This window comes from Acinetobacter colistiniresistens, from assembly GCF_000413935.1.
Lineage (GTDB): Bacteria > Pseudomonadota > Gammaproteobacteria > Pseudomonadales > Moraxellaceae > Acinetobacter > Acinetobacter colistiniresistens.
The window spans coordinates 144,608-167,760 of the sequence record NZ_KE340376.1; the positions used below are offsets into that span (position 1 = coordinate 144,608).

19 protein-coding genes are annotated in these 23,153 nt (G+C 42.0%); 7 read left to right on the top strand and 12 right to left on the bottom strand.

What is annotated here, in order from left to right; genetic code table 11:
* Window positions 1–12: 12 nt before the first annotated feature.
* From F907_RS16775 to F907_RS16760, 4 genes are all read right to left on the bottom strand, one after another.
* A complete protein-coding gene (locus F907_RS16775) occupies window positions 13–1,077 on the bottom strand; it encodes a DUF1176 domain-containing protein (RefSeq protein ID WP_016651097.1) in 1,065 nt (354 codons plus the stop codon).
* A 154-nt stretch (window positions 1,078–1,231) separates the two neighbouring features.
* Window positions 1,232–1,609 carry a hypothetical protein gene (locus F907_RS16770; RefSeq protein ID WP_016651098.1) on the bottom strand — a complete coding sequence of 126 codons (378 nt, stop codon included), beginning with the start codon at window positions 1,607–1,609 and terminating at the stop codon, window positions 1,232–1,234.
* Window positions 1,606–2,142, bottom strand: a complete 537-nt coding sequence (locus F907_RS16765) for a hypothetical protein (protein ID WP_016651099.1) — start codon at window positions 2,140–2,142, stop codon at window positions 1,606–1,608. The genes F907_RS16770 and F907_RS16765 overlap by 4 nt, the downstream gene beginning before the upstream one ends.
* Window positions 2,126–2,671: a PAAR domain-containing protein gene (locus F907_RS16760; RefSeq protein ID WP_016651100.1), complete on the bottom strand. Its 546-nt coding sequence runs from the start codon at window positions 2,669–2,671 to the stop codon at window positions 2,126–2,128. The genes F907_RS16765 and F907_RS16760 overlap by 17 nt, the downstream gene beginning before the upstream one ends.
* Window positions 2,672–2,961: 290 nt before the next feature.
* Here F907_RS16760 and F907_RS16755 point away from each other — a divergent pair, with 290 nt between their 5' ends.
* Window positions 2,962–3,711, top strand: a complete 750-nt coding sequence (locus tag F907_RS16755) for a DUF4850 domain-containing protein (RefSeq protein ID WP_016651101.1) — start codon at window positions 2,962–2,964, stop codon at window positions 3,709–3,711.
* A gap of 13 nt (window positions 3,712–3,724) precedes the next feature.
* On the opposite strand, the gene F907_RS16750 is transcribed toward F907_RS16755, so the two are convergent.
* Complete coding sequence (locus tag F907_RS16750; RefSeq protein WP_016651102.1) at window positions 3,725–4,624, bottom strand: LysR family transcriptional regulator; 900 nt, start codon at window positions 4,622–4,624, stop codon at window positions 3,725–3,727.
* A 100-nt stretch (window positions 4,625–4,724) separates the two neighbouring features.
* Here F907_RS16750 and F907_RS16745 point away from each other — a divergent pair, with 100 nt between their 5' ends.
* The gene (locus F907_RS16745) at window positions 4,725–5,297 is read left to right on the top strand and encodes a chromate transporter (protein ID WP_016651103.1); all 573 of its coding nucleotides are present in this window, start codon (window positions 4,725–4,727) and stop codon (window positions 5,295–5,297) included.
* A complete protein-coding gene (locus tag F907_RS16740; RefSeq protein ID WP_016651104.1) occupies window positions 5,294–5,809 on the top strand; it encodes a chromate transporter in 516 nt (171 codons plus the stop codon). The genes F907_RS16745 and F907_RS16740 overlap by 4 nt, the downstream gene beginning before the upstream one ends.
* Window positions 5,810–5,858: 49 nt before the next feature.
* Here F907_RS16740 and F907_RS16735 read toward each other — a convergent pair whose 3' ends face one another.
* The 6 genes from F907_RS16735 to F907_RS16710 all read right to left on the bottom strand — a co-directional run bounded on the left by F907_RS16735 (window position 5,859) and on the right by F907_RS16710 (window position 15,075).
* Window positions 5,859–7,910: a M13 family metallopeptidase gene (locus tag F907_RS16735; RefSeq protein ID WP_016651105.1), complete on the bottom strand. Its 2,052-nt coding sequence runs from the start codon at window positions 7,908–7,910 to the stop codon at window positions 5,859–5,861.
* Between the two features lie 218 nt (window positions 7,911–8,128).
* A complete protein-coding gene (gene sbmA / locus F907_RS16730) occupies window positions 8,129–9,322 on the bottom strand; it encodes a peptide antibiotic transporter SbmA (protein WP_016651106.1) in 1,194 nt (397 codons plus the stop codon).
* A 227-nt stretch (window positions 9,323–9,549) separates the two neighbouring features.
* Window positions 9,550–10,530 carry a patatin-like phospholipase family protein gene (locus F907_RS16725; RefSeq protein WP_016651107.1) on the bottom strand — a complete coding sequence of 327 codons (981 nt, stop codon included), beginning with the start codon at window positions 10,528–10,530 and terminating at the stop codon, window positions 9,550–9,552.
* A gap of 154 nt (window positions 10,531–10,684) precedes the next feature.
* Complete coding sequence (locus tag F907_RS16720) at window positions 10,685–12,166, bottom strand: alanine/glycine:cation symporter family protein (RefSeq protein ID WP_005269446.1); 1,482 nt, start codon at window positions 12,164–12,166, stop codon at window positions 10,685–10,687.
* Window positions 12,167–12,260: 94 nt separating this feature from the next.
* Window positions 12,261–13,496, bottom strand: a complete 1,236-nt coding sequence (gltS, locus tag F907_RS16715; RefSeq protein WP_016651108.1) for a sodium/glutamate symporter — start codon at window positions 13,494–13,496, stop codon at window positions 12,261–12,263.
* A gap of 190 nt (window positions 13,497–13,686) precedes the next feature.
* Window positions 13,687–15,075 (bottom strand): DcaP family trimeric outer membrane transporter, encoded by a 1,389-nt coding sequence (locus F907_RS16710; RefSeq protein WP_016651109.1) that lies wholly within the window; start codon window positions 15,073–15,075, stop codon window positions 13,687–13,689.
* 423 nt (window positions 15,076–15,498) lie between these two features.
* Between F907_RS16710 and F907_RS16705 the strand changes: the two genes are divergently transcribed.
* Window positions 15,499–16,203: a nitroreductase gene (locus F907_RS16705; protein ID WP_016651110.1), complete on the top strand. Its 705-nt coding sequence runs from the start codon at window positions 15,499–15,501 to the stop codon at window positions 16,201–16,203.
* 22 nt (window positions 16,204–16,225) lie between these two features.
* On the opposite strand, the gene F907_RS16700 is transcribed toward F907_RS16705, so the two are convergent.
* Complete coding sequence (locus F907_RS16700; protein WP_016651111.1) at window positions 16,226–17,443, bottom strand: multidrug effflux MFS transporter; 1,218 nt, start codon at window positions 17,441–17,443, stop codon at window positions 16,226–16,228.
* 108 nt (window positions 17,444–17,551) lie between these two features.
* Here F907_RS16700 and yccS point away from each other — a divergent pair, with 108 nt between their 5' ends.
* The 3 genes from yccS to F907_RS16685 all read left to right on the top strand — a co-directional run bounded on the left by yccS (window position 17,552) and on the right by F907_RS16685 (window position 23,116).
* Window positions 17,552–19,726 (top strand): YccS family putative transporter, encoded by a 2,175-nt coding sequence (gene yccS, locus F907_RS16695; RefSeq protein WP_016651112.1) that lies wholly within the window; start codon window positions 17,552–17,554, stop codon window positions 19,724–19,726.
* Between the two features lie 105 nt (window positions 19,727–19,831).
* On the top strand, window positions 19,832–20,416 hold the full coding sequence (locus tag F907_RS16690) for a YcxB family protein (RefSeq protein WP_005269432.1): 585 nt from the start codon (window positions 19,832–19,834) through the stop codon (window positions 20,414–20,416).
* 162 nt (window positions 20,417–20,578) lie between these two features.
* A complete protein-coding gene (locus F907_RS16685; protein ID WP_016651113.1) occupies window positions 20,579–23,116 on the top strand; it encodes a PepSY domain-containing protein in 2,538 nt (845 codons plus the stop codon).
* Window positions 23,117–23,153: the final 37 nt, after the last annotated feature.

Genomic DNA, 23,153 nt, shown 5'->3' on the forward strand with positions numbered 1-23,153 from the left:
ATCTTTACCGTATTACTTAACAATCGCTTCAATCTGATCAAGCTCCCACACCCCACCCGCAGCAAGACCTCGACACATCCCAGTCCAGCGATCTAGCGTATGTATAAACTTCTGTCCATCCCAAACCCATTCATCACTCGACCAACAATCACCAATACCACGCCCTTTCTGCGAACTGCTGAGAATTCCGTTATAAAACTCAGAGGAATGTTCCGTCACAAAAGTTGCTTTATTCGCAAGTGACTCATCCAATACCCATGCACCATAACCTTCGTTATATGCACCTCGCCAACATAGCGTAGCTGCCAAAACTTTTTTATTGGTCAATTTATAGAGATCAATCGCTTGGGGTGCTGTTTGCTTACCGTCATAAGCCCCTTCACAGAATCCTTCTTTTTTAGGCACTGGCTGATTCGCCATCAGATTCTGATATAGCTCGGCATAACGTTTGTCACTGGGTCGCAAGGTCAAATAAGGTTTACTCGAAGTTTTAATTTGTTTAACCGTGAATTTGGGTTGAGCTGCTAATACATTCGACTCATCCGCTTTACCTTTTTTAATCAAAGCACCCACTGTGCTCACGCGCTTTTGAAAATCATCCATTTTCAGCAATACGGCTGTCAGACCTGTGTCTGATATTTTCCAATTTAAATTGGCATTTTTAAAAATGATTTCGGTCTTTTTCTTGGATTGTTGTAATAAAGCGTTGACTTGATTTGTAGAGAGTTGTCCCATCAATGGGAATTCTGTTCCATCAACAGACACCTGTCCAAAGTCTTTGCCATTCACATAAAAATGAATATTTTTAAGCTTTGCAGCTGGCATGGACGGTTGTTCAAAACGCGACAAGGCAAATTCGACTTTTACAGGCTGCCGTGCACCTGCCTGACGGGTCAATAACAGCGAGGCGGGTTCATCGTCACTATATTCATTGTAATAACCCGCAGCTCGACAAGTACCAGTATTGCTACAGTAAATTTCCCAGTCCTCATGATAAAATGCAATGCCTTTGATCTCTTGGGCAAAGGTACTAGAACTCAGGGCAACAAGGTAACAGGCTAAAAGAAACTTTTTCATAAGACTTATGCTCTAGGCCGTCTAAATTTAATACTATTATTTTAATCATTATGAATACTGACATGATTATTCATACTATATACGTTTTAACGCTACAGATTAAGCAACTTTACTAAAAAACAAATAAACACAAACAACTGTTTTTAAATAAATTTTAATTATTTTTCTTTAAAAAAAATTCAATCAAGAATACAAGAGGAGTTGTAATATAGAGTAACATTCTAAGCATCATATACCCAAACAAAAGAAGAACATCACTCACAATGAAATTAGCATCCTCGCTATTGAGTCGAATAAATAATATAGAGACTACAACACTAGAGAAAATGATAGAAATAAATGCCCTAAGAGAATAATTTTTAATAAATTTAGTAAAAAAGAAAAAAATATTCGCAATAAAAATGACTGACAAAGTAAAAGCTAAAACATGGTCTACAATAATATGTCTATGAAAATAATCATAAGAATAAGCAAAACCGATAATCAATTGTAAATTGAGTAATCCCCACCCTAGATAGCTTGACTTCATCATGGTTTATTTCTCAATATTTTTATGGGATTAGAGATTTTATCGAGTTCCTTTTTCAACTTAGACGGTAAGAAAATATCAGGTGGTAAATTCTTAAATACACCAATCCCTGTGATTGCATTGGAGGTACATCTAGTGCAGCTCAAAACACCACTGCAACCCTCTTCATTTAAAATTCTGTCTTCAATCTTTAGGAACTCATCTTTAGTAAGATAAAATGTATAAATATACACTTCACCACCATCAGCTAGTTGGTATTCTAAGTAACTTCTATAGACATCAGCTCTCTTTTGTAGCTCATACACAGGGAACAGTCGTAACCGCCCTTCAGCAATTTCTGGATAATAAAAACTTCCATTAGGATCAAATATCTCAAACCCCTTCGGGCTGATAAGCAACATTCCAGCATGAGTGCCAACCATAACATCGTTATTATTTACCATAATCGTAATTCTGTAGGAAGTTCTCACCTCAATTTTTACTGGATCTTTTTTATTGTTACCCCCTACGGTAAGTGTCTTATTTAAAGTTTTCATTAAAAAATCTTTCCAAATCAAAATCATTGATTTCTATTGTTATATTTTCAGCTCTTTCACTATTCGATATATTTTTTGTATATCCATTTTCATCAGTAACGCCTTCTTCTATTTCCCCATTTTCTCTATGTATTAAATATGGAATACCTGATAGTACATTTCCTGTTTTCTGGTCAACAAGCATAAATTGATCAGAGAAGAATTGACCATTTACATAATCTGTTAGTAGAGGTACGACGTTTACGAAAGTATCTTTTCCAGAATTACTGCTACGGACAGCTAAATCTGAAATCTTTATATACCTTGAACCACAAGTAGAAACATCACCAGCAACAATAGGGTTTCGTCCATTAACTTGTATGAATCCTCTTTCAGTAGCAATCGCTTTTGATAAAACTTTGCATCGCGGGCAGTAATGAGTCATTCCTTCTAGATGAATAGCCTTTCCATCGACTAACCATATTTCCTCGCCTTCCAAAATTTTACCACCATGATCGGTGAAGCAACCTCTTGTTATAAATGCTTGCATATCTGACTAGCTAGCTCTAATTAAGAAAATATCAGCACTAGATTAGTTGCTTTACCTTTGTTCCTTTAATTTTTTAAAATAACTAAATTATGTAATTATTATTAATTCATAGTTTTGTAATAAGGCATGAATTCTAACTAGAAAAGCCTTTATAAATTCTCACCCTATTAATTAGAGCAATGAAAACCTAAGTAGCATTCAGTCTATTTTTTTATTATGATTAAAATCTGCTTTCCCCCATATCTCAAACAATATGCTAATTTGATCTCAACCTCAAATGCACATTAAAAATGAAAACATCACTCACTATTTCTGCTGTTTTATTCACATTATCAATCACTTCAACTCATGCAGAAGTCAGTACCTTTCAGCCTATTTTTCCCAAATTTTCAAACACTTCTCAAGAGCGAAAAGCCGAAAACCAAATTTATGCCTTGGGCGAAGTGTCCTTTGCCAATGATGTCCGTGTTCCCTTTTATGGGGTCACAGCACTGAATCCTGCCGATGAAGGCTTATTAAAAGACTTTAAAAGCTGTAGCGCGAAAAGCTGCCATTTTGACTTTAAGCTGGATACACTTCAGGCCAAGCAACTCAAATTAGTGGCACTACCTGAAATTGGTGTCGTACTTGTACCTAAAGATTGGCACGATGTGGAGGCACATGCGGGCGCAAATGGTACGGGTTCAGCCTTGCTGATGAGTCCAAATCAAAAACAGGCCATAGAATTATACGATTCATCCTTCTGTGTCGGTTGCGGTATGCCCAATGCCACGCTTTACTTTCCCAATCTGTTAAAAGAAAGTATTCAAAATGAATTTGGTGGCTATAAAGACCCAAAAAAATTGCTAACCGTGGTTCACCCATCTAAACAAGTGGCTTTCTTTAGTTATCAGATTCCGAACTTCAACAATAAAACCCATGGTGTGGCGAAATACCATGATGAGGACACCTTCAATTTTAGAGAAATCATCGTAACGCTGGATCAATCACAACAGCACTTGCTCGGGCCAATTTTAAACTTCTATCACTTTAGCCACTAGCACCCTACAGCTTTCAAGTCATTTGACTGGCTTTGAGTAGATTTAAAAAATGCTCCACCCGAACACTATTGCCTTTAGTACGACAAATCGCATAAATCGGGGCGATACATGGCTTTTTCGCTTCTAGCGGTTTATACACAATCTGCTTATTCCAGAAATCCTGAATTGACGCAGGAACGATTGATAGCCCAATCCCTGCCGCAATCAGATTCAGACTCGAAGTTAAACGTGGTGCTTCCTGCACAATATTCGGGTTAAACCCTGCCTGATAGCAATTTGCCAAAATATTATCAAACAGGTCTTGCCCAGCAATACGGCGATACAACACAAACTCATACGGCTCTAAATCGAGTAGGCGGATTGATCCCTCTTGCTCAACCAAAGGATGATTACTCGGTAAAGCCACAATCAAGGGCTCATCCAATACATGTATGCTTTGAACTGCGGCATGAATCGGCGCGGGTTTGCGCAGGAAAACGATATCCAGTTTTTCATTGATCACCGCATCGGTTAAGGCGGTACTGCTGTCTTCTTCCAAATGAATGGCGACGGCAGGAAACTGTTCCCTGAATTGACGTAATAAGGCAGGCAAAAAAGGATGCAAACCTGCCGAGTTGGTAAAGCCAATATTGATCTGACCTTCCAAGCCTTGCGCAATGTTTTTGACCCGTTTCGGAATCGACTGGGCATGCGCCAAAATGGTAATGGCTTCCTGATATAAAGCCTTACCTGCTTCGGTGACTTCCACACCGCGAGGCAAGCGTTTAAGCAAAGCGGTATCCAGCTCTTCTTCCAGACTTTTAATCAATCGGGTCAACGGTGGCTGTTGCATATGCAGTCTAACTGCGGCTTTGGAAATATTACTTTCTTCTACCACAGCAACGAATGCATTGAGTTTATGAATATCAATCATACATACCCTAAAAGTATAGATAACGGCAAAAATAGCATTTGTGAATATACCATAAATCTTTCATGCTATAGCTCACAAGGTTGAACAGAAAGGTAATCCAATGAAAGCCCAAGCCCTAACAATAGAGAGTGAACCACTAGCGACTGCTCCTGATTGTAAGGCACTTTTTACGGGATTTATGAAATTGGGACTGATGGGTTTTGGTGGCGTTTTGCCACTGGCACATCGCATTATCGTTGAAGAACATAAATGGATTGATGCTGGCAAATTTACCGACTTACTGGGTGTCTGTCAGTTATTACCAGGCGGCAACATCATCAATATGGCCGTTGCCATTGGCATGGAATTCCAAGGCGTGAAAGGTGCGATCAGTTCAGTGCTCGGCTTAATCTCTGCCCCTACAGCAATTGTGCTGATCATCTATCAGGTCTATGAGCATTTTCAATACCTCCCTGCCGTTAAACACATGATTCAAGGTTTGGCCGCCGCCGCCGCAGGCTTGCTGTTTGCAACTGGATTTAAGATGCTCAAGCCAATTTTAAAAAGCTATCTGACTCTTTTTACCATCGGCCTAACCTTCGTGTTTATGATCTGGATCAAGCTGCCCTTAGCCCTGACTTTAGCGATTTTACTGGCCATTAATATGCTGGTTTTAGGAGTGAAAAAATCATGATTTTGCTGACACTTGCAATTGTATTCACTCAACTTTCGCTACTGGCTTTTGGTGGTGGTAATGCCATCCTGCCTGAAATGCAACACCAAGTGGTGACCGTGCATCAATGGATGAGCGCTGAACAGTTTAGTTCGCTGTTTGCCATGGCACAGGCTGCCCCGGGTCCGAATATGATGATTGTGCCTTTGGTCGGTTGGCATGTGGCAGGGCCAGCAGGTTTGTTAGTCACTTCATTGGCGAAGTTTGGCCCCTCTTCCATCATCACCATATATGCGCTGAAATTCTGGGAACGCTTTAAAGCCAATCCATTACGGGCACGTTTTGAAAAAGCGCTGAAACCGATTACCGTGGGTTTGGTTCTGGTCAGTGCGTGGTTGATTGCCGATGCATCTGCACAAAACCTGCTTTTGGCCGTCATCGTGATTGTGACTGCGATTCTCGGCATGTTTAAAAAGATTCATCCCCTCTGGGTCATGGCCGCAGGCGCAGGACTTGGAATCGCCTTCCTTTAAACTGGCAATAAAAAACCTGCTTGATGCAGGTTTTTTATTGAATCTCGAATTACCAGATACTGACCCGTTTTTCAGGCGCTAAATACATTTTATCTCCTGCTTTGATCTTGAAAGCATCATAGAACGGCGCTTGATTGACTAAAGCTCCGTTGGCTCGCACTTTATCTGGCGCATGCGGATCAGTTTTTAAATACACAATCGCTTGCGCTTCACGGGTTTTGGCACGCCAGACTTGCGCCCAGCCCATATAGAAGCGCTGCTCACCCGTACGCCCCTCGATCACAGGCGCAGGCTTCCCTGCTAACGAAATTTGATACGCTTTATAGGCAATCGATAGACCTGAGTTATCGGCAATATTTTCACCCAAGGTCAGTTCACCGTTGACGTGATAGCCCGCAATGGGTTCATAGGCATTGTATTGGGCAATCAAGGCCTGTGTTTTGGCTTTAAACTTTTGATGATCTTGCTTGGTCCACCAGTTGCGCATATTACCCAACTCATCAAACTGGCTGCCTTGATCATCAAAACCATGACTGATTTCATGCCCGATCACACTGCCAATCCCACCATAATTCACTGCATCATCGGCATCGATATTAAAAAATGGCGGTTGCAGAATTGCAGCAGGAAAAACGATTTCATTTGATGACGGGTTGTAATAGGCATTCACGGTTTGCGGTGACATAAACCATTCATCACGATCAACAGGCTTACCCAATTTATCCAGACTGTCTTGATGTTCAAACTCTCTGGCACGAATCACGTTGCCAATCAGGTCACCATCTTTGATCTCTAGCGCAGAATAATCACGCCATTTGTTTGGATAGCCGACTTTAATCGACAAACTGGCTAATTTCTTCTTGGCCTGTAGTTTGGTTGCAGGACTCATCCAGTCCAGTTGGCTAATGCTTTGATCATAGGCTTGAATCAGATTCTGTACCAAGGCATCCATACGCTGTTTTTTATCCGCAGAAAAATGTTTTTCTACATAGATCTTGCCCAGACCATCACCCAGTACCCCATTCACAGTTTGCACACCACGCTTCCAGCGCACTTCCTGCTCGGCAACATCGCGTAAAGTCTTGCCATAGAAGGCAAAGCTTTCATCAACCAAGGCTTTGTTTAAGAATGGGGAAAAATTACTGATCAGGTTCCATTTAAAATACGCCTTCCATACATTGAGAGGTGTTTGATTGAAGACAGGATCAAGCGCTTTAAAATAGCTGATTTGATGCACTTGAATGGTCTGGATTTTGTCCTTGACCCCGACGGTATTGAGATAAGCATCCCAATCAAAACTCTGGCTTAACTTGTTTAAATCTTTCAGTCGGTAAATATTGTAACGTTTAGATAAATCACGGTTCTGGACATTACTCCACTGAATCTTGGCCAAGTCGGTTTCCAGCTTCAAAATTTCTTTTGCGTGCTGTGCCGCTTGCTGATCGCCTGCCAGTTGTAGCATGCGTTCAATATGCTTGAGATATTGGGTACGTGTTTCCACAAACTTCTGGTCATCTTTTAAATAATAATCACGGTCAGGTAAACCTAGTCTGCGCTGTGCCAGTCCCGCAATCATCACATCAGAATGCTTCATGTCTTGATCAATACTGATATCAAATGGGGTTCTGACCCCGATGCGCGAGAAATGCCCCATTAACGTAGCAAGCTCTTTTTTATTTGTAATCGCATCGACTCTTGCCAACTCTGGCTTTAACGGTGTGATGCCCTGTGCTTCAATCTTTTTTTCATCCATGAAACTGGCATACAGGCTGGCAACTTTCTGCTCAACTGTCCCAGTTACCCATTTTTGTGCGCTCAGTGTTTCAACAATACTGTGCAATTGATTGGTCGATAACTCCTGCAACTCATTGAATGCCCCCCAACGTGATTTATCAGCAGGAATCTCGGTGTCTTTCAGCCATGTGCCATTCACATAGTTATAAAAGTCCTGATTGGCAGACACACTGTTATCAATATATTGCGGGTCAATACCTGAGATTTTTTGCGTTGTGGAAGATTGAATTGCTTGGTCTGCCCATACAGGTGCAGTAAAAGCCGTCAGTGCCAGCGCCAATGCACTTTTAAGCAATACAGGTTTCATGATTTATCCTATTTATTTAGGTTCTAAGTTATACAAAAGAAAAATGAGAGATCATTAATTTTATCAAGCGACTATAGTGAAGTAGTTTCATCAAATAAAGTCATTTTCGTTGCAATATATATTCACTTTTCACATAAAAACCACAAACTGGCTAAAATCGTTGGTAATAAAAAAGCCCTAGCATCAAGCTAAGGCTTTCTGAAACGAAGCTATTCAAACTAATCTAATATTTTTTCAAAGGCTTTCAGACGTTTATGAATCGACAATAACTCGATAATGGTTTTCCATGAACTGATCAGATATTGGAAGGATTCACGAACCTTACCAAAAACCCCACCAATCTGGTTAATTAAGCCAAGGGTTAACTTACCTGCTGCAATCGCAGGGAATAACACAAATAAGTTGTAAATCACATCCAATTGCCCATACCACGTCGCAGTTAAGTTAAAGTAGGTGTAGTGAAAATATAAGCGGAAATAGTTTTTACGCACCCGACCGAATAACTCTTTCAAAGTCGCAGGTTGCGCTCGATCCGCATGGTCTTCACCATAAACCAACTCCTTACGAAATGCCGCCTCGACTTTCTGGTTATTAAACTGAAGACCAGGTAGTTTTATCCCCACCACCATCAGTAGAACCGTACCAAAGATTGCCCAAACCACCGCAGCCCAAACCAGAGAATATTGCAACTCGCCCACAATCGGAATTTCGGGTACATGTTTTGAAAGCTGAAACAATAAAGGTAAAAATGCGATCAATGTCATGATTGCCTTGACTAGTTCAACGCCTAAGTCTTCCACAATCGTGGCAAAACGCATGGTATCCTCTTGCACACGTTGTGCTGCACCCTCTACATGACGTAATTTCGACCAATGCTCGGTATAATATTCATTCATTGCTGTACGCCAACGGAATACGTAATGACTGGTAAAAAAAGCATTGATAACCGCAAGGGTCACGCCCACCATGGCAATATATAGAAACACCATCGTTTCTTTATACAAGTCGGAGATATTTCCTCCACCATTGGTGAGCATGTTTTGAATCATATCCCAGAAGGGTACATACCATGCATTGACGGCAAGGCTCACCTGTACGCCAAACCAGATATTAAACAGGATAAATGCAGATCCCAAAATCGACCAGCGCTGCCATTTATTGTCTGAGAAAATCCGCCAAAATCCAGCAAATAATGCAGTTGCAGCGATAAACCAGAGATAAAACCAAAGTGAAGAAGGTTCCCAGAATCGGCTAATCCCAACAGATAACTCTGCCTCCGCATAGCCTTTAGGAAAACCCAGATATTCCCCCCAGCTATGCCCCCCTGTGTACCAGAGCAACATATTGAGTGCTAACCAGACGATGACTGAAATAAAAAACAGACGCGGATTCGGAAAGAAAGACTTAAACATGGTGTTTAACAATCCTTGTTATGTAGCGATTCATTTGATTAGGTCATCCTATGGCCTAAAACTTAAAATGATCTGATAAAAAGTTTGATGATTTGTAGTTATTTACCTGTTTTTTCAACTTTTTGATAGCTTTTTGTAGATGATTTACAATTTGTTTTTATCGACAAGCGATTTTAGTAAATGGACTCAAACACTTAAGTCCATTATGGCAATCATGACAGAATAACTTAACGTGGTACGGAGGTACTCATTTTCAAGGCAATATCCTGCTGTTCATTTTGTGCTGGATAGCTTTTACTTTGAATCGCCCATTGAATTTCAGCTAACTTTTCATTGGCAGCATCAACACCTGCTTGCATGGTCATCTCACGGCCTTTGACATCAAAAATATGCGCTTTCTCACGCAGGTCAGGCTGAATCACGATATCCGCTTCTTTCAGTTCTTCTTCGGCCAGACGCCCTTGCATGATATTGATATTTTGATTGAATAGCCCCCAGACATTACTAGTTTCGGTATGAATTGGTTGTGCAAGGATATCCACAGCAATCACCACATCCGCCCCCAGCTCACGTGCGACCTGCACAGGTACTGGACTGACCAAGCCACCATCGACATATTCAACATCATGAATCTTGGTCGGGACAAACATGCTTGGAATGGATGCTGAAGCCCGCACAGCCTGCCCTGTATTGCCATAATTAAATACAGTTCGGGTGCCATCTTTTAATTCAGTTGCCACCACATACATGGGGATTTTCATTTTTTCTAATGGCAGGTTATGCACTTGCTCGTTGATATAGTCTTCTACTTTTTTGCCATCAAAAAAACCCTTGAGGCTCACATTGACTTCGCGAACATCATTGGCTTTGAGTTTTAATGCAATATCACGCAACTCAGCAGCACTTTTGCCACTGGCATAGATCGATCCCACAATACTGCCCGCACTGGTGCCCACGATAAAATCTGGGTGAATCCCTTGCTGCTCCAGAACCTCAATAACACCAATATGGGCATAGCCCCGCGCGCCACCGCTCCCCAGAACCAATGCAATCACAGGACGTTTTTGCTGCTGTTTAATTGCAGTAAAGGGTTGGTTCACAGCTTGAGCTTGGGCATCCTCAATCACGGGTTTCAAATGTGATGTTGTTTGGCACCCTGCCAAAACAGTCATTGAAAAACCCAACACCCATAATTTAAGCTGTTTCATACGCCACAATTGCCATATCTACGATATCTACTGCTCAAATTTTAGCGTTTACTCAACCAAAAACTGTATCAATTTTTTGTATTTTTCATAAAAAGTTCATAAAAAAAGCTCCTCGAAAGGAGCTTTTAGATTTGATCAATCTTAGCAGGATTAATTACCAGATATCTGAATCGACTTTTTTCTTCAATTCTGGATATTTATCAATTTTAAACTCAGGCTCTTTAATCCCTTGCTTCAACTGTGAGGTATAGTCTTTCAGTAATGTACGCGCCATTGGCGTTAACAGTAAGATTGCGACCAAGTTAATGGTTGCCATAATCCCCATGAACAAGTCAGCCATCGACCAAACTAACGGCACACTACCAATTGCACCGAAGTACACCATCACCAATACAAAGATTCGGAAGATGAACATCACTTTCGGATTGTTATTGATAAACTGCACATTACTTTCCGCATACGCATAGTTACCTAATACGGCCGAATAACAGAATAAGAACAAGAGAATCGCAAGGAAATCGCCCCCCCAGCTTCCCACTTGAGACTCTAAAGCACGTTGTGTCAGTTCAACCCCGACAAAGCCCGCATCATGGTAAACACCAGAAACTAGGATAATGATCGCGGTACTGGTACACACAATAAAGGTATCAACGAAAACACCGAGCATCTGTACCAAACCTTGGTTGACTGGATGTTTTACATCAGATGCTGCAGCTGCGTTCGGCGCCGAACCCATACCCGCTTCGTTGGAGAACAAACCACGCTTGATCCCTTGCATCATTGCCATCGAAATCATGGCACCAAAGAAACCACCCGCTGCGGCATTAAACTGGAAAGCCTCGGTAAAGATCAGCTTGAAGATTCCAGGAAGGAGTTCATAGTTACTTAATGCGATATACAACGCGACCGAAAGATAAAGACCTGCTTTTAATGGTACAAACATTTCAGCAAATTTAGCGATACGCTTAATACCACCGAAAATTGCTAAAGCAACCAAGACAACAAGTGCCAAACCGACCCATGAGATTTCTAGATCAACACCACCTAAGTGGGCAACCAGATTGGCTTTGTCCCAACCCCATGCATGCGAAGAAGCATTGGCAATCGCATTGATCTGAACTGAGTTGAATACGAAACCATAAGTAAAGATCAATGCCAGTGCAAAGATCACACCAAAGGTCTTGCTGCGTAAGCCTTGAGTAATATAGTACGCTGGTCCACCCCGGAACTGCTTGCTATTACTATCTCTTACTTTAAACAACTGCGCGAGCGATGATTCAATAAATGCAGAACTCATACCTAGCAATGCTGTAAACCACATCCAGAACACCGCACCTGGTCCACCAATCGCAATCGCGATTGCTACACCGGCAATGTTACCTACACCAACACGGCTTGCTAACCCCGTTACAAATGCCTGAAATGGTGTAAGTCCATGTGAGTCTTTTTCTTCAGCTTTACTACGGCTGCCCTTCATCACCTTGATACTGTGGAAGAACATTCGAATCTGTACCGCTTTCGTCGCAACAGTATAGAAAATACCGACCGCAAGCAGGAAAACAACGAGGAAGTCCCATAAAGGATCATTGAAAAAACTTACCCAAGCCATCAGGGTGTCATTTAATTTTTCATTCATCACTTATTCGCTTTTAAATATTTTATGTACATCCGTACATATACGATAACAATGGATGAATCAAAAAAGCCCCGCTTGGGGCTTTTGATCCGACTTAGACAAAGAATTTCAAAATTAATTGAATTACTGTTGCGTTAATTAAATCGACGAAGAACGCACCACAAAGCGGAACAATCAAGAAGGCTTTATGAGAGGGTCCATACATATTGGTAATCGCTTGCATGTTTGCAACCGCAGTTGGTGTTGCACCCATACCAAAACCGCAATGACCTGCTGCCAATACCGCTGCATCATAGTTTTTACCCATAACACGGAAGGTAATAAATGCTGCATACAGTGCCATGGTAATGGTTTGCGCCCCTAAAATCACAACAAGTGGGCCAGCCAAATCTGCCAATTGCCATAATTTCAATGAAAGCAAAGCCATTGCTAGATAAAGTGATAATGATGCATTACCAAACACATCAATCGCACGGTCAAAGATATCTACTTTTAATACGCTTTCCAGAACATTACGTAAAATCACACCACCGCCAAGCGCCCAAACGAAAGTTGGTAACTCGAACCACGTGCCCTTACTAAAGCCAGTCATGAATTCTGCAAATGCTAAACATGCAGCAAACATCCCCAACGTGGTAATCGCATTATCCGCAGTAATTAAACGGACTTGATGTGGATTTTCAAATGGTGCAAGCTCATCCGGATGTTGATCTAAATGCGTATCACGATTTTTGATCTCTGCAGGCGTTTGCGCTTGGGCTAGACTATAGCGGTTGATCAATAGTTTCGCCAATGGGCCACCGATAATACCACCGATAATCAGACCAAAGGTTGCACTTGCCATACCTAAAGCTAAAGCACCCTGAATCCCATGTTGGGTTTCAAGAATTTCACCCCATGCACCAGCGGTACCATGACCACCCGTCAATGTGATTGAACCTGCAATCAAACCAACCAAAGGATCAATCCCCAGCATCGTTGCAAGGCTCATACCGACTGCATTCTGTACCACAATAAATGATGCGACACAGACCAGGAAAATCACTAAACCAATACCGCCTTCTTTCAGCTTCATGAAGTTAGCACTTAAGCCAATCGAAGCGAAGAAGATCAACATAAAACTGGTTTGTAATTCACTACTAAAAACAATACTGTACCCCCAAAGTGAGTGTACAAGTAGTGAAAGTACCGCTGCAACCAAACCACCCGCAACAGGCTCAGGAATGTTATAGCGTTTTAAGAAGTCAATTTTATTAACGAGCAAACGCCCTAATAACAAGACGATAACCGCCGAAATTAGGGTATAGAAACCATTAAAAGTAAATTCCATATCTTCTTCCGTTTATTTTAATTGTTCTTCCGATGGTTTTTTCGCCACGTTGGAACGCATAAAATAGTAACTCTCAAAATGAGTGAAAACTCAATCAACTTAATAAAAAGCATACAGTTCTAAGCAAGAACTTTGCCTGTATTCAGCAATTCAGTTTTCACGGATGATTTACACCTACAGGATAGATGGCTTAGAAGTTATAGCGAGCCATTGCTCCTACACGATTATCCTTACCTTTTTGTCCATCAAAAGTTTTACGTTCGCCATAAATATACTCAAGACCAAACTTAATCGGTGTGACAGGTGAATACATAATATTCCACCAACCTTGTTGCAAGGTTTTATTCTGCGCAGTGTCTTTAGCGACAACCGCCTGCTTGGCAAAATCATTGCTATCATCAGCAAACATCGCGCCATAAGCCAAAGTACTACGCAGTTTTGGTGTGATTTGATACGTTGTGCCCACAGTCAGTGCATCAAACTCATTTAGGTTTAGACCAAAATTATTTGGGTTTACGTTATAGGCATTGTTGGTATACAACAAGAATTTACTGTCACCTTTAACATGCGAATAATCGATCATCGCCTGTAATTCATCAGTAAACTTATATTTTGCACCAACCGCAACGCCCCAACCTAACTCGGAATCATTGGCACTAATTTGCTTAGTTTCTTTCTTGAATGTGTCTTTATCAATTGCCGTTAACACTTCTTTATAGGCATCTCTGCTACGAGCTTCGGTAAGAAGAATACGTGCAGATGTCGTACCCTTGCCTTCAGCAAAATCATATTTCAATTTTGAAGTCAAAGCAGGCGCACGATTGTCATCATTGCCCTTTTCCAAGGCAACGAAATAATGTGTATCTGGATTCAATGCACCACTATAACGAACCATTGGGGTACGGTAAGTACCGATGCCCAGTGGCGAGTTGAAATCCAGCATTTCTGGCTGCAAATCGGTTGCCAAGAAGGTCGAGGTGGTTTGACCAAATAACCAATCATTTAGGGTCAGATACGCATGACGGATACGAATGGTGTCATTGCTGCTACCACCACGGAAATCCACTTCTAATTTACCGCCGACCTTCGCCCCTTCAACAGGTGCTTTAAAATCAAGTCCTAAACGCGTCACTGTGGCCGTGCTATAGAAACGATCACTGTTCTTTTCAGCGCCTTCTAAATCGACTTTATTGATACGGTTAAAGATCCCATCGCCACCTTTGGCCTGATAAGAAGCATCACCGCGTAAGAAACCATGTAATTTAACTTCTGCGCCAGAGGCGGTATTAAATACCAGTTGTGATTTTTGAGGTACCACAGGAGCAACTGCTACATTTGCAGGATGATCCGGATGTGTTTCCTTTAAATTAGAATGCTCCTGTCCTGGAACAAGCACACTTTGTTGTTTTGCTTGGGGAACATATTGCTGAAGCAACGCTCTTAATTCTTTCACTTCATCACGAAGTTGCTGAATCTGTTCTTGCTCGCTGGCAGCATGGGTGTTGTTCATCATGAAGGCTGCAACAGTCATTGCTAAACCTTGTACTACGAACGGCTTACGGATGAGAGATAAACTCATGAGAAGCTCCTTGTATCTGGTGTATATTTCAACATTTTCCATAAGCATATAGTCGGAAGAACTTAATATGCCCGAAATAGAAAATCCCCCTCACCCTATCAGTAAGGAAAGCCTAATCAATTTTTTAAAAAGGGCGTATTATGCATAAATTTCGGATATTGTGTGTACTTTTTATTTAAGGAGTTTTGCTCATTTTGACAGCAATAAAAAAATAGTTTTTCGATTTCATTATGTTACTAATAGTTTTCTTTTTCACACAAACTAAACAAAATATCAAAAATGCGTAACAAGCCACATTAATTCTTTTATTTTTTCGGCTATTTTCCATATTCGATTAAATTTTGCTGTGAAAATTATCACGAAAGTTTATTTATTGATTTATAGTCTGCGGATACCATAAGACCAACATGATAAGGAGTTTTTATGAACACGGAACAAGTCCGCTATGTGGATGATGCCATCACCTCTCGCCATTCGGTACGTGCATTTTTAGATACTCCTGTTGACACCCAAACCATCAAAGATATTTTAGCTGTGGCCAGTCGTGCGCCTTCAGGGACCAATGTGCAGCCGTGGAAAGTGTATGTGGTGACAGGGCAAAAGCGTAACGAAATGATTGACCGTGTCTGTCGCGCGCAAATTGAACTCCTGCAAAAACCTGAACTGGCAGCCCAATATCAAGAAACTTTTGCCTATTACCCTGCGACTTGGATTTCACCCTTCATTGACCGTCGTCGTGCCAATGGTTGGGGACTGTATGGCTTATTAGGTATCCAGAAAGGCGAGAAAGAAAAAATGGCGGCGCAGCAATTGCGTAATTTCCAATTGTTCGATGCTCCTGTTGCCTTGTATTTCACCGTCAATAAGATTATGGGCATCGGTTCAAAAATGGATATTGCCATGATGATCCAAAATGTCATGGTCGCCGCTAAAGCACGTGGCTTAGACACCTGCCCACAAGCAGCATGGAATCATTTTCATCCTATCGTACTCGATATTCTGGGTGCACCTGAAGATGAGGAGCTGGTCTGTGCGGTGGCTTTAGGCTATGCGGATCCTGAACATATCGTCAACACATTTATTACCCCACGCGAATCGGTAGAAAACTTCACAGTGTTTTTAGACTAAGTCTGGAGGTCAAGCAGTGTCTCTAAGTAGAGAGACTGCTTTTTTGCTGTTGTCCAACTTTTAAAATCGCGAAAAAGCCAGCGCTGGTAAACAGCAGCATCATGATGCCCATATTCAAAGATGCTTTCCATACCAAGAAGTTCAACATCAATCCTGCCAACAAACCACAGGCAAATTGCATACTGCCCATAATGGCACTGGCTGTGCCTGCACGCGCACCTTGCTGAGACATGGCCAAAGCCATGGCATTTGGACCCGTCAAACCAATTCCAGACACCACCAAGAATAGACCAGACATTAACAATACCAAGGGTGCATCTGCCATTAAACCTGCACTCAGTACAATCAAGGCACCAAAACACTGGATTAAACCACCTAAGCGCAAACGCTGGAAAATCCCCATTCGGGTATTCAGATGTTTATTGAAAGATGACATCAACATAATCCCTGCGGCATTTAACGCAAAGGCATAAGAGAAATGCTGTTGAGATAAGCCATATTGCCCCATAAATACTTCAGAAGCCGAGCTGATATAACAGAATAAGGCTGCTCCCGTTAAACAACCCGCAAACATGGGCACACGGAAGCTTTCATCTTTGAGAATTGCGGCATAAAGCGTCGTGACCTGATAAGCCGAAAGTTTTAAACGGCGTTCGACAGGCAGAGATTCTTTAAAGAAGAAATGCACACATAGCCAACACAGCACCCCAATCATCGACAAGGTGATAAAAATCGCCTGCCATGGGAAGAAATTCAAAATCCATGCGCCAAAAATAGGCGCCAGAATCGGTGCCAGCCCCATCACAATCATCATGCTGGAAAACGCTTGTGCAGAACCTTGCATGTCCAAACGATCACGGATGGTCGCCCGTGCCATTACCACGCCCACACAGCCCCCCACGGCCTGAAAGATACGTGCGGCAATCAAGGCCCATTCATTGGTCGCGAACACACAAGCCAGACTGGCGATTGCATACAGTGCCAAACCAAAATATAGTGGTTTTTTACGGCCAATGCGGTCACTGACGGGTCCATAGATCAATTGTCCAATCGCCAACCCTAAAAAATAAGCTGGCAAGGTATTGGCCACCATTTGTGTACTGACCCCAAACTCATCTGCCATTTGTGGCAAAGCGGGTAAGTACATATCAATTGATAAGGGCCCTAATGCGGTTAACAAGGCAAGCAACAAAATCCATGCTGTTGAATATTGACGCTGATGGGGTTGCTCTGCCTGCATAATGCTCTACTTTTCATCTATTACTTAGATTCTAAGCTTAGCATCCCCAACATATTTGTGCATAATAAGAATGAGAAAATCGATTGCAGAATACAAAAAGGACAAACTTTGAATCCTTGGTTCGGACGTTTAAGACAAGCAACCTATAACACCACGTTTATGTATAACGTGCGCATGTTAATCGCCTTTACGGGTACAGCTTTTGTTCCCTATCTTTTAAATTATCAATTGGCCACCATTCCATTGACTTTGGGTGTAGTTGCCGCCGCGATTAGTGATATTGATGATCGCTTTTCAGTGCGCATCCAAAATCTGCTCTATACCTATATTGGTTTCTTTATTACCGCCGCTTCGGTGCAACTGTTATTCCCCTATCCTGTCGCTTTTGCCATTGGCTTAATCGCCTCATGTATCGGCTGGATTTTATTGGGTTCTTTGGGCCGTCGTTACGCCACCATTGCCTATGGCTGTCTGGTAATTTCGGTCTATGCCATGCTGGGTGTGCACTTATTTGAACAATGGTATATGCAACCTGCCTTATTGGTCGCGGGTGCTGCATGGTATGGTTTGCTTTCTACTATTAGCTTCCTGCTTTTTCCAGTCCGAAAAGTTCAAGATCAGCTTGCTGCATCCTACACGGCTCTGGGGAGTTTCTTGTTTGCCAAGTCAAACTTATTTGATGTGGACATGACCCCTTCAAGCTATCAGCAAAGTATGATTGATATCGCAATGGAAAACGGTAAGTTAGTCGCAATCTTTAATGATCTTCGCATGTCATTATTAACGCGGCTCAAAGGTGACCGAGGGCAAAAAGACACTCGACGTAGTCTGCAATATTATTTCGTAGCACAAGATATCCATGAACGCGCTGACTCAGCCCATATTGATTATCAAAAGCTGGCAAAGGTATTTCAACATAGCGATATCTTATTTCGTTTTCAGCGGATTTTGTCCATCCAAGGCAAAGCCTGTCAGGACTTGGCGCAATCGATTTTAAGTCGTACCCGTTATACGCATAACAAACGCTTTAAACATAGTTTTGAGAACTTGCGTCTATCGCTGGAAAAACTGCGTGAAGAGGGTCAATATGATCAAGTCCGGATCAATGCCCTGTTTGCACTGTATCAAAATCTCAAATCAATTGATGCTCAATTACAAAACTTAGAGACTGAACGTAATCTGCAAAAGATTAATGCAGAGCATACCGAGAGCCAGCTTAAAGATGATGATCTCAAGGGCTGGAATGACATCATAGTACGGGTAAAACAACATCTCACGCCTGAATCAGTGTTATTCCGTCATGCCGTGCGTTTATCCATCGTCCTCTTTATTGGCTATCTGTTTATTCAGCTCACCAATATTGCTTACGGCTACTGGATTTTACTCACGGCCTTGTTTGTCTGCCAACCCAACTTCAATGCCACCAAACGCCGCTTATACCTTCGTATCATCGGCACACTGGTCGGGATTATTGTCGGTCTGGCGATTATCTATTTTATTCCTTCGATCGAAGGACAGTTGGTAATGCTGATTCTCAGCGGTGTACTGTTCCTTGAATTGCGCAGTAAACAATATGCCCAAGCGACCGCTTTTATTACGATCCTTGCCCTCATTAACTTTAATTTAGATGGTTCTGCTTTTGCTGCAGGTTTTCCGCGTTTGATTGATACCGTGATTGGTTGTGCCTTGGCATGGTTTGGGGTCAGCTTTATCTGGCCAGACTGGAAATTCCGCAGACTGCCCCGCTCGATTCAACGTTCTTTACAGGCACAATGTAAATACCTTGCGGAAGTGGTTGAACAATATCATCAAGGTCGTAACAATGCTTTGAATTATCGAGTGGTACGCCGCACCGCACATAATACCGATGCAGAAGTCGCATCACTGATCTCAACCATTGCGACAGAACCGAATATCGATATCAATAAAAAAAGTCAGGCGTTTGAGTTTTTATGTCTCAGCCATACTTTTTTAAGCTATATCGCCGCATTGGGGGCGCATCGAGAGCAAATTCAAGATCAGGAAGTCTTAGCTTTACTTGATAAGGCTCTGGATGATATCCAAGGGGCGCTACTTAGAGATGAAGTTCCTGATTTATCTGCGCAAAACCTGATGCAAACCATCCGTGAGCGCCTGAGTGACAATAATGATAATGATCCAAAATCGCTCATCATTTTACAGCAGCTTTCACTGATGCTCAGCGTATTAACGCGTCTCAGTATGCTAAAACAGAGCCTGAGCCATGAACCGAATGAAGAGGGTACCGAATTTGCTTCACTTTAAGAGCGGTTGAGATTGCAACCGCTCCCATGATTCGCCATTGGCATAATATCTTTGCCTGCCAATAGATGTTAAACTAAACCCAGTTATATACTCATTTTTTATACTATGACCGCCAAAACGCTATACGCTTATACGCTACAACCTGTTCCTTACGAAGTTTCTGAAGCTGAACAACGTCAAGCTCAACTGATGATTTGGCGTAGTACCAACAAATTCAGCCGCAAAGCATGGATGATTATGATTGCACTGGTTGTGCTTTCATTGGTTGCTGCAGGACTTATTAAATATTATTCAACCTACTCAACCGTGATTTGCTGGGTCGTGATTGTCAGTGTGGTACTGTTCTATCTGATCAAACGTTTTGGTCTGGAATGGTACGTTAAACGTAAAATGACTGAATTCCCAGTACAGGAAATCAAAGGTTTACGTTTAGGGGTACAACCACATGGTATCGTAATGCGCCAAAAAATGGGCCTACAAGAAGGTACTGCAACTATTGGCTGGAAAGACATTTACGAATGGTATAGTTCTCCTGATTTTATTTTGGTGAACTTCAAAGTAAAAACGCCAAAAGGTGAAGAACAACAAGGCGCTTATATTTTGCCAAAACGCATGGATTCAAAGAACTTCTCTTTCAATACCGTACGCAAGCATTTAAACGAAACCGTTGGTGCTGCCAAATCAATCTAAGTTTTAAAGATTGATTCCAAAACCTCCCTTACTGGGAGGTTTTTTTATACCCATAAAATAAATGAGAATCAAAATCAATATTACCTGCAAAATCCATATTATGTTCTTATTCTTGAGTTATAATTTTTTACATGAATTTCATTATCTTTTCATTTTTTGACCATGTTTAAAAAAGTTTTCTTTCAGATCCATTGGTTTTTAGGGATTACCGCGGGGCTTATTCTCTCTTTGATGGGAGTTACTGGTGCAATCTACTCATATGAACCGCAAATTCTAAAGTGGATCAACCAAGACAGCTATGTCGTTGAAGTTGCCCAAACACCTAAACTTAGCCCTGCCCAGCTGTATCAACATTTCAATCAGCAACAACCCGAGATTGAAATTAACAGCATTACCATCGCTTCCGACCCCACAGCCTCTTCTACCGTCAATATTAAAAAAGAAGGTGCACGTCGTGGCTATAACATGATGGTCAATCCATATACAGCAGAAGTTCTCCCCGACATTAAAGGTCGTGACACGCTGCAATTTATTCAGCGGTTGCACCGTAATTTAACTGCGGGAGAATTTGGGGCACAGATTACTGGGGCATCTACGCTGATGCTGATTTTCTTTGTTTTGAGTGGGCTTTATCTACGCTTTCCAAAGAAACACACTTTTAAACAATGGTTCTTTATTAAACCCAAACTGAAAGGCCGTAATTTTATTTGGGATCTGCATGCCGTGGTTGGAACATGGGTAGTGGTATTCTATCTACTCTTTGCATGTACTGGCTTATATTGGTCTTATGACTGGTGGCGCGCAGGCATGTTCAAAGTCATGGGCGTTGAACAACCACAACGCAATCAACACAACAATGAACGCGGCAAAGATAAACAACCAGAATTGACCAAAGCACAGGTCAGCACCATCCTGACACAAACATGGACTGGGGTAAATGCACAGATCGGCCGTGAATACTCAAGCTTGACCCTGAATATTCCAAAACGTGAAGATGCTAAAGTTGAGCTTTCCTTTGTTGATGCCATTCCTCAGCATGAGCGCGCACGTAATCAAGCGGTCTATAACTATCAAGAAAATAAATTTGAAAAGTTTGAACTGTATGAAGACAAAAAGCTCAATGAAAAAATCATGAGCAGCATGCTACCTGTACATCGGGGTAGCTTCTTTGGTTCAACCTATCAATTTATTGCCATGCTGGCTTCATTGGCAATGCCACTATTCTTTATAACAGGCTGGATGCTCTATCTAAAACGTCGCAAGCAGAAGAAACTCACTCTCGCAGCCCGTCAATCACTCAGCGCACAACCAATTGATCCGAATGCCAAACCTTGGCTGATTACTTATGCATCGCAAACCGGAGTGGCTGAACAATTGGCTTGGCGTACAGCAACCAGCTTGCAAGAAGCACAGCAGCCAACCACAGTCAAACCGATTCAACAATTGACGGAGCAAGACCTTCTACAAGCAGCACAGGTTTTATTTGTAATCAGCACCTATGGCACAGGTGAAGCACCCGATCTTGCCGCCAGTTTTAGCAAAAAACTGATGCAACAAGACCTAGACCTCAGCCAAATGCAATATGCAGTGCTTGCGCTGGGATCAAAAGAATACCCTGATAGCTATTGTAGCTTTGGTTATGCTGTTGATACGTGGCTAAAACAATGCAAAGCCCAAGCATTATTTGACTTAATCGAAGTCGATAATGCCAATGCCAACGATATTCAACGCTGGAATCAAGCCCTTTCGGTCGTGACCAAGCATGAACTACATGCCATGAATATCGAGAAAGTGTTTGATCAATGGACTCTCGCTGAACGCACATTGCTCAATCCGAATAGCTTAGGACAAGCCGCCTATAACATCGAGCTTAGCTCAGCTTCAGATATGACTTGGCATGCAGGTGATATTGCGGAGATACAACCAGCCAATAGTTTAGCTGAAATTCAAAATTTCTTGATCCAATATCAAATTCCAGCAAACAGTCTGGTTGAGTCATTGAGTCAAACAATTGAACAGCTGCTTTGGGATAAGAATTTACGGGTCGAGATCAAACCTTTTAGTACGCTTGAAGATTTATTGGAACAACTTCCAAGCTTACCGACACGTGAATATTCGATTGCCAGCATTCCTTCGCAGCAAATATTACGACTGGTGGTTCGTCAACAACAGGATGAACAAGGTCAACTTGGTCTAGGTTCAGGTTGGCTCACGGAGTTTGCCCAGCTAAAACAAACAATTGCTCTGCGTATTCGCACCAATGAATCTTTCCATCTGATTGGCGATAACCGTCCAATTATCTGTATTGGTAATGGAACAGGTATTGCTGGACTCATGAGTTTATTACAGCAACGGAATCGACAAAACTATACCGCCAACTGGCTGATCTTTGGTGAACGTCAACGCGAATGTGATTTCTTCTATCAGGAAACCATTCAAGCCTGGTTAAACATGGAGAGCCTGCAACGTTTGGACCTCGCCTTTTCTCGCGACCAAGAACAACGCATCTACGTACAAGATATCTTACGCAGCAATGCCGATGAGCTGGTGCAATGGATTGAGCAAGGTGCAGTAATCTATGTCTGTGGCAGTATTGAAGGCATGGCTGCTGGGGTCGATCAAGCGCTGACTGATCTTCTCGGCGAGGAAAAAGTAGATGAATTAAGACAGGCGGGACGTTATCGTCGCGATGTTTATTAGTTCTTTTCGATCTAAAAAAACGAGTGCCAGTCACTCG

Bases quoted from the DNA above. Each gene is read 5' to 3' on its own strand.
- F907_RS16710 (WP_016651109.1), bottom strand. From the start codon at position 15,075: ATGAGTTTATCTCTCATCCGTAAGCCGTTCGTAGTACAAGGTTTAGCA.
- sbmA (WP_016651106.1), bottom strand. From the start codon at position 9,322: ATGTTTAAGTCTTTCTTTCCGAATCCGCGTCTGTTTTTTATTTCAGTC.
- F907_RS16750 (WP_016651102.1), bottom strand. From the start codon at position 4,624: ATGATTGATATTCATAAACTCAATGCATTCGTTGCTGTGGTAGAAGAA.
- F907_RS16775 (WP_016651097.1), bottom strand. From the start codon at position 1,077: ATGAAAAAGTTTCTTTTAGCCTGTTACCTTGTTGCCCTGAGTTCTAGT.
- F907_RS16705 (WP_016651110.1), top strand. From the start codon at position 15,499: ATGAACACGGAACAAGTCCGCTATGTGGATGATGCCATCACCTCTCGC.
- F907_RS16725 (WP_016651107.1), bottom strand. From the start codon at position 10,530: ATGAAACAGCTTAAATTATGGGTGTTGGGTTTTTCAATGACTGTTTTG.
- F907_RS16770 (WP_016651098.1), bottom strand. From the start codon at position 1,609: ATGATGAAGTCAAGCTATCTAGGGTGGGGATTACTCAATTTACAATTG.
- F907_RS16740 (WP_016651104.1), top strand. From the start codon at position 5,294: ATGATTTTGCTGACACTTGCAATTGTATTCACTCAACTTTCGCTACTG.
- F907_RS16720 (WP_005269446.1), bottom strand. From the start codon at position 12,166: ATGAATGAAAAATTAAATGACACCCTGATGGCTTGGGTAAGTTTTTTC.
- F907_RS16765 (WP_016651099.1), bottom strand. From the start codon at position 2,142: ATGAAAACTTTAAATAAGACACTTACCGTAGGGGGTAACAATAAAAAA.
- F907_RS16685 (WP_016651113.1), top strand. From the start codon at position 20,579: ATGTTTAAAAAAGTTTTCTTTCAGATCCATTGGTTTTTAGGGATTACC.
- F907_RS16755 (WP_016651101.1), top strand. From the start codon at position 2,962: ATGAAAACATCACTCACTATTTCTGCTGTTTTATTCACATTATCAATC.
- F907_RS16700 (WP_016651111.1), bottom strand. From the start codon at position 17,443: ATGCAGGCAGAGCAACCCCATCAGCGTCAATATTCAACAGCATGGATT.
- F907_RS16690 (WP_005269432.1), top strand. From the start codon at position 19,832: ATGACCGCCAAAACGCTATACGCTTATACGCTACAACCTGTTCCTTAC.
- F907_RS16735 (WP_016651105.1), bottom strand. From the start codon at position 7,910: ATGAAACCTGTATTGCTTAAAAGTGCATTGGCGCTGGCACTGACGGCT.
- F907_RS16760 (WP_016651100.1), bottom strand. From the start codon at position 2,671: ATGCAAGCATTTATAACAAGAGGTTGCTTCACCGATCATGGTGGTAAA.
- F907_RS16745 (WP_016651103.1), top strand. From the start codon at position 4,725: ATGAAAGCCCAAGCCCTAACAATAGAGAGTGAACCACTAGCGACTGCT.
- gltS (WP_016651108.1), bottom strand. From the start codon at position 13,496: ATGGAATTTACTTTTAATGGTTTCTATACCCTAATTTCGGCGGTTATC.